At 62.1% G+C, this 6094-nt stretch carries 8 protein-coding genes; 4 read left to right on the forward strand and 4 right to left on the reverse strand.

Features of this window, described 5'->3' with window-relative positions; genetic code table 11:
- Positions 1–75 precede the first annotated feature (75 nt).
- Together ACEXP3_RS08750 and ACEXP3_RS08755 are read right to left on the reverse strand one after the other, a co-directional pair.
- Entirely contained in the window at positions 76–804 is a 729-nt protein-coding gene (locus tag ACEXP3_RS08750; RefSeq protein WP_377296885.1) for an SDR family NAD(P)-dependent oxidoreductase, read from the reverse strand.
- Entirely contained in the window at positions 801–1565 is a 765-nt protein-coding gene (locus tag ACEXP3_RS08755) for an SDR family NAD(P)-dependent oxidoreductase (RefSeq protein WP_377296886.1), read from the reverse strand. The genes ACEXP3_RS08750 and ACEXP3_RS08755 overlap by 4 nt, the downstream gene beginning before the upstream one ends.
- A 112-nt stretch (positions 1566–1677) precedes the next feature.
- On the opposite strand from ACEXP3_RS08755, the gene ACEXP3_RS08760 reads away from it, so the two are divergent.
- Positions 1678–2082 (forward strand): RidA family protein, encoded by a 405-nt coding sequence (locus ACEXP3_RS08760; RefSeq protein WP_377296887.1) that lies wholly within the window; start codon positions 1678–1680, stop codon positions 2080–2082.
- Positions 2083–2119: 37 nt separating this feature from the next.
- Here ACEXP3_RS08760 and ACEXP3_RS08765 read toward each other — a convergent pair whose 3' ends face one another.
- Together ACEXP3_RS08765 and ACEXP3_RS08770 are read right to left on the reverse strand one after the other, a co-directional pair.
- Positions 2120–2836 (reverse strand): GntR family transcriptional regulator, encoded by a 717-nt coding sequence (locus ACEXP3_RS08765; RefSeq protein ID WP_185969729.1) that lies wholly within the window; start codon positions 2834–2836, stop codon positions 2120–2122.
- A gap of 192 nt (positions 2837–3028) precedes the next feature.
- The gene (locus ACEXP3_RS08770) at positions 3029–3973 is read right to left on the reverse strand and encodes a LysR family transcriptional regulator (protein WP_377296888.1); all 945 of its coding nucleotides are present in this window, start codon (positions 3971–3973) and stop codon (positions 3029–3031) included.
- A 108-nt stretch (positions 3974–4081) separates the two neighbouring features.
- Here ACEXP3_RS08770 and ACEXP3_RS08775 point away from each other — a divergent pair, with 108 nt between their 5' ends.
- From ACEXP3_RS08775 to ACEXP3_RS08785, 3 genes are read left to right on the forward strand one after another with little or no spacing between them, the layout of a single operon-like run.
- Positions 4082–4834, forward strand: a complete 753-nt coding sequence (locus tag ACEXP3_RS08775; protein ID WP_377296889.1) for a 3-oxoacyl-ACP reductase family protein — start codon at positions 4082–4084, stop codon at positions 4832–4834.
- Between the two features lie 28 nt (positions 4835–4862).
- Entirely contained in the window at positions 4863–5465 is a 603-nt protein-coding gene (locus ACEXP3_RS08780) for an NADPH-dependent F420 reductase (protein ID WP_377296890.1), read from the forward strand.
- Positions 5466–5492: 27 nt separating this feature from the next.
- The gene (locus ACEXP3_RS08785) at positions 5493–5882 is read left to right on the forward strand and encodes a limonene-1,2-epoxide hydrolase family protein (protein ID WP_377296891.1); all 390 of its coding nucleotides are present in this window, start codon (positions 5493–5495) and stop codon (positions 5880–5882) included.
- Positions 5883–6094 lie beyond the last annotated feature (212 nt).

Genomic DNA, 6094 nt, shown 5'->3' on the forward strand with positions numbered 1-6094 from the left:
GGGCGGTGGGTCGATACCCACCGCCCTGCCCGTTTCCGAAGACGAAAGACAAGATACAAAAGACGGGCGGGCGGATCACCCGCCCTTGCCAAGCTCCACCACCATGTCCCAGGCGCGGATGCGCTGGTCGGTTATGCCGGATGCATCCTGCAGCGCCAGATGAACGAAGGCCGGCGTCAGCTCGATCGGGTCCTTCCAGATCCTGCGCAGTTCCGCGCTGTAGGTGATCTCGCTCATCGCCGTGTGCATGGGATGGCCGGGCGTGATCGAATTGACCGAGACATTGTAGGGGGCAAACTCCACGGCCAGCGCCCGGGAGAGACCTTCCAGCCCGAATTTCGAGGCACAATAGGTGCTTTCGTCCGTATCGCCCTTGATGCCGGCATTGCTCGACACGTTGATGATGGCGCCGCTGCGCCGTGCCTTCATGCCCGGTGCCACCGCCCGGCAGCAGAGAAAGGCGCCGCGCAGGTTGATGTTCATCAACAGGTCCCAATCGGCAAGCGACACCTCTTCCACCGGCTTGAAGAAGATGATGCCGGCATTGTTGACGAGTACGTCGACCCGCCCCGCCTCCGCCTCGATCGCCGTCATCACCTGCTCGATATCGGCAGGATCGGCCAGATCGAGACGACCGGGACGCAGATCACCCGGCTCTGTCGCCAGCGTCGCCACTTCGTCCTCCAGCACATCGAGGGCGTAGACGACCGCCCCCTCCGCCGCATAGGCCTTGGCAACCGCGCGGCCGAGGCCACGGGCAGCACCGGTGACGACCGTCACCTTTCCCTGAAGAACCCCGCTCACGTGGCAATCCTCCCGCCATCGATGACAAGACCGATCCCCGTGACGAAGGAGGACTGGGGAGAGGCGAGAAACAGCACGGCCTCGCCGATCTCGTTGCCCGTGCCCATGCGGCCCATCGGCGTGATGCTCCGCCACGTCTGCTCGACGGCATCCGGGTCGCTGGCAAGCGCCTTGTTGCGACGGTTCATGTCGGTATCGATGACGCCGGGATTGATCGCGTTGCAGCGGATGTTGCGCGCGGCATATTCGATGGCGATCACCCGCGTCATGGACATGATGCCGCCCTTCGATGCGGCATAGGAGAGGTTGCCGCCCACATTGGCAAAGGCGCTGACGGAGGAATTGTTGACGATGGTGCCGCCGCCATTGCGCAAAAGCGCCGGCAGCGCATGCTTGCAGCCGAAGAAGGTCCCCTTGAGGTTGATCGAGGTGACCCGGTCGAAGAGGTCTTCCGACACCTCCGTGGAGGGCGTGACCGGCTGCTCCACACCGGCATTGTTGAAGATGGTGTTCAGCTTGCCGAACCGGGTTTCGGCTGTGGCAATCAGATCGACGACATCCTTTTCCTTCGAAACATCGCAGTGAACATAGGCAAGCCGCCCGCCCGCAGCCGCCACCTCGCCGGCAAGCGCCTGACCCGCCGCGTCATTGACATCGCCCACCACCACCGCGGCACCTTCGCGGGCAAACAGCAGCGCCGTATCGCGCCCCATGCCGCCGGCGCCACCCGTAATGACGGCCACCATTCCTTCCAGTCTCACCGGTTCTGCTCCTCATGTTTTGTGATGCAGTCACCATAATTTTTGTATACTTGTATTACAATCTATTTTTCGTAAGCTTCCTGTCACGAGAGAGGCGGGGGAGGAGCATGGAATGCATGAGGGAGTGACCCTGACCAGTCCGGCGGATGTGAACCGCGTGGCAGGATACGAACATGTGGCGCTGGCCGGAGGGTTTGCCTTCGTGGCGGGACAGGTGGCACGGGATGTCGATGGCAAATGGGTCGGCGGCGAGGATGCGGGCGCCCAGGCGGCACAGATCTATCGCAACATCGACCGGATCCTCGCCCATATCGGCGCCAACCGCGAGCAGGTTGTCCGGATCAGCACCCTGCTGGTCAACCGGGAGGATGCGCCGGCGGTGACGCGCGAGCGGCTGGCCTTCTTCGGGGATCATCGTCCGCCGCACACCGGCATGATCGTGGCCGGCCTCGGCTCCGCCCATGTCAAGGTCGAGGTGGAGATTACAGTCTACGTAGGGCCGGCGGCGACAGCGTGACAGCACGGGCAGGACTGGCGCCGCCCGTGCACTCCGGTCATGAATATTGACCGTTGCGGCGCTTGGTCCGCTCGATCAGCAGCATGTGATCCTCGAGCGCCTTGGCAATGTCGCCGAAGCGCGAGGACGGCTTGGCGACCTCCGCCAGGATGAACTGTCGAAACTCCTCGTGCTGCTTCGGGATCGCCTCGAGATCGTTGTCGCGGTAGCGGTCCAGATTGAAGACGATCATCACGTGCCGGGCAATCGTATCCCACAGCGTGCCGACAATCGTGTTGCGGGCCGCAAGGCGGATGCTTCTGTGAAACTCCAGATCCGCCAGCAGCGAGGCACGCACGTTGCCGGCTCTGGCGGAGGTGCGCATCTCGTCGATCGCCTTCTGCAGCACGCCGACGTCTTCCACGCCGCTGCGCCAGTTTTCGATCGCGTCGCGCAGGAGGATGGATTCCAGTGCAAGCCGCGCTTCCATCACCTGCTGGGTCACTTGCGGATCGAAGGCCGCGATGCGATAGCCCTTGTGGCCGCCGCCGCTCAGGATGCCCTGCGCATGCAGCACCTTCAGGGCCTCGCGGATCGGAACGCGGCTGACGCCGAGCTTTTCCGCAAGCGTCGTTTCGACCACCCGCTCACCCGGCTGGATGACGCGCGTGGAAATGGCTTCGGCAATGGAATCGGCGACACCCTCGGACAAGGAGATCCGTTTGGGCTGCCTCAGGGTTTCCACGGGTCCGGTATCCGGTCCGTCCTGATTCATGGTGTTTCCCCCAATGATGCCTGTGTTTGCTTTTGCCGCAGCGCTTAGCATCCTGTATGATTGTATTCAAATGGCGAACGAGCGCAATGAACAGAAACAGTGCTGAATGCACATTCCTTCATCCCAGATTCGACACCAACGAGACCTTCCGGATCAGGTGCCGAAGATGCGTCGCGACACTGACGTCGGCCATCACCCTCCACTGGATGGCGCGAGGCTTCCGGCAAAGCGTTCCGCCAGCCTTTGTTCCTTGAAGGCCGAAACGACCCAATCGACAAACACGCGTGTCTTTGCAGGGATGAGCGTGCGTGACCCATAATAGATGGAGATCGCGCCGGCGTCGGAATACCACCGCGGCACCAGTCGAAGCAGTTTGCCGGCTTCCAGTGCAGGATGCGCGTCGGCCGTCGCCAGCATGGCCACGCCGAGGCCGAGAAGAGCCGCCTGCTGCATCGCATTCGGATCGTTCACGACAATGGTCTCGGAGAGCGGTGCAGCCATTTCCCGACCGGTCACGTCCCGCATCGTCCAGTGCCGGGTTCGGCCCGATTGCAAGGAGCGCATGACGATGCCGTCCAGCGCTTTTAGGCCGGAGGGATCGAGCGGGAATGTCCGTTTGGCCATATAGGATGGCGAGGCGACGGGGATGATATGGGCGGGCGCCAAGGCGCGCGAGACCAGGCCCGATGACAGATCGAAGCCGCCGCCGATCGCGGCGTCATAGCCTTCTGCGATGAGATCCACCTGACGGTTCTCGAAATGCCATTCGGGCCGGATGCGCGGATACCGCACCATGAAACCGGGCAACAGCGGCAGGATATGGGCGACGCCAAATGTGGGCGAGAGGCTCACCTTCAACGTCCCCCCCGGCTCTCCCCGATCTGTCGCGAGAGCGGCGATTGCCGCCTGAATGCCCTCGAGATTGACGGCAATCGACAGCTGAAACTTTTCTCCGGCCTCTGTCAGCGTGAGTTGCCGGGTCGAGCGGTGAAAGAGTCTGACCCCCAGATTTCGCTCCAGCATCGCGACATTGCGGCTGACGGCTGCAGGCGTCAGCGACAAACGACGCGCGGCACCAGAAAAGCTGCCGTGCTCGGCGCTGCGAACAAAGGATTCGAGATTGGCAAGCGTTTCCATTCCAGCCCCTTCAAGTAATCATTGAAAATCATACAAGCCATACCCCGCTAATCAAGAAGGAATAAGTGCGCCATTGTGAGATCCAACGACCTCATGGAGTGAAAAGACATGGCCGCGATATCCAACCCCCTTTCCGGAAAAGTTGCACTTGTCACCGGCGGATCCCGTTCGATCGGCGCGGTGATTGCCAAGCGCCTGTCCGCCGATGGCGCTTTGGTGGCGCTGACCTACAGCGCGTCTGCGGAGCGTGCGAACAAGGTGGTGCTTGAGATCGAGGCGGCCGGCGGCAAGGCGATCGCCATCGAAGCCGATGCAGGTGTCCCAGCGGCCGTCCGGGCGGCGGTCACCCGCACGGTCGAAGCCTTCGGCGGGCTTGACGTTCTCGTCAACAATGCCGGCATTGCCGTCAACGCGCCGATCGAGGACTACAATTTCGAAGACTACGAGCGGATGATTGCCGTCAACGTGACAGGCGTCTTCGTCGCCACGCAGGAAGCGGTTCGCCATATGAAGCCGGGCGGGCGCATCATCCACATCGGCTCGTCGATGACGCGCTACGCAGCCTTCCCGACCGCCTCCGTCTATACGCTCACCAAAGGCGCGATCACGGGCTTCAACCGCAGTCTCGTGCGCGATCTTGGACCAAAGGGCATAACGGTCAACACCGTGCATCCCGGCCCGACCGACACCGACATGAACCCTGCGGACGGCCCGGTCGCGGCCATTGTCGGCCCGGGAATGGCCATTGGCCGTTATGGACAACCCGCGGAGATCGCAAGCCTCGTCGCCTATCTCGCCAGCCCCGAGGCGGCCTTCATCACCGGCGCCGACATCGTCGCCGATGGTGGCCTGACAGCCTGACCTTTCCAGTCACAATCGGAGAACGAACATGTCTACTATCGGTATTATCGGCGCTGGGCAGATTGGCCTGGCCATTGCAACGGCACTTGCTCGTCACGGCATTGCTGCGACCCTTTCCAACAGCAGGGGACCGGAAACGCTGGCGGACACCGTAGCCACGCTTGGGCCGACCATCACAGCGGGAACCCGGCAGGAGGCCGCTTCGAAAGACATCGTCTTCGTTGCGGTCAACTGGTCGAAACTGCCGGCTGCGCTCGCAGACCTGCCGGATTTCGGCGGTCGCATCGTCATCGACACCAACAATCCGATAGAGGCCCCGCTGTTCAAGCCGGTCGACCTCAACGGCCGCACGTCCTCGGAAGTGTTCGAAGGCTTGGTACCCGGCGCGCGCGTCGTGAAGGCCTTCAATCACCTTCAGCCGCAGCTTGTTGCGGGAGATCCGGCCAGCGACGGCGGCAGGCGTGTCCTCTTCTACTCGGGCGACGATGCCGGCGCCAAGGCTGAGGTCGGAGCACTGATCGAGACACTGGGTTTCTTCGGTATCGATCTCGGCCCGCTGTCTCTCGGCGCACGTCTCGTCCAGTTTCCAGGGGGCCCCCTGCCCGCCCTCAATCTCGTGAAAATCGGTTAAAACCCCTCACCCGAAAGGTCAAACACGATGTCTGCTTCCCCCATTGAAATCGCCCACACGTTTTTCGGCCACTGGAGCGCCAACCGCATCGACGAGGCCCTGGCGATGCTCTCCGACGATGTGCTCTATGACAACGTCCCGTTTCCCGACATCCTTGGACGCGAAAGCGTCCGCAAATTCCATGCCGACTTCGGTATCGGCAAAACCTTCAAGGTCGATTGGAAGGTCACCCAGATTGCCGCCTCGGGCAAGGTGGTCCTCAACGAACGCATCGACGTCTTCACGCACGAAAATGGCGGCACGATCACCCTGCCGGTGATGGGAACGCTCACCGTGGAGGGCGGCCAAATCACCGTGTGGCGCGATTATTTCGACCCGACGGATTTCGACAGGCAGCTTCAGCAGATCAAGCGGTAGCTGCGATGACGGGTGTGCGGACATGGGTTTCGGGAGCAACCGTTTTTCAGCTGTCCGTTTGACTTCCGTCGTGTCCTCCAATGTCAGAATGCAGCTGAAACCAGTACGGCCGCAGCGTGCTACGCTTTTTCGAAGTGAACTGCTCCCAGACATTGGGCCAGCGGAGGCTGGAGTTTTCCGGCTTCAGTCAGGGAGGCGGACTGGTTACGCTT

Origin of the sequence: Neorhizobium fuzhouense (assembly GCF_042611105.1) — a bacterium.
GTDB lineage: Bacteria > Pseudomonadota > Alphaproteobacteria > Rhizobiales > Rhizobiaceae > Neorhizobium > Neorhizobium galegae_A.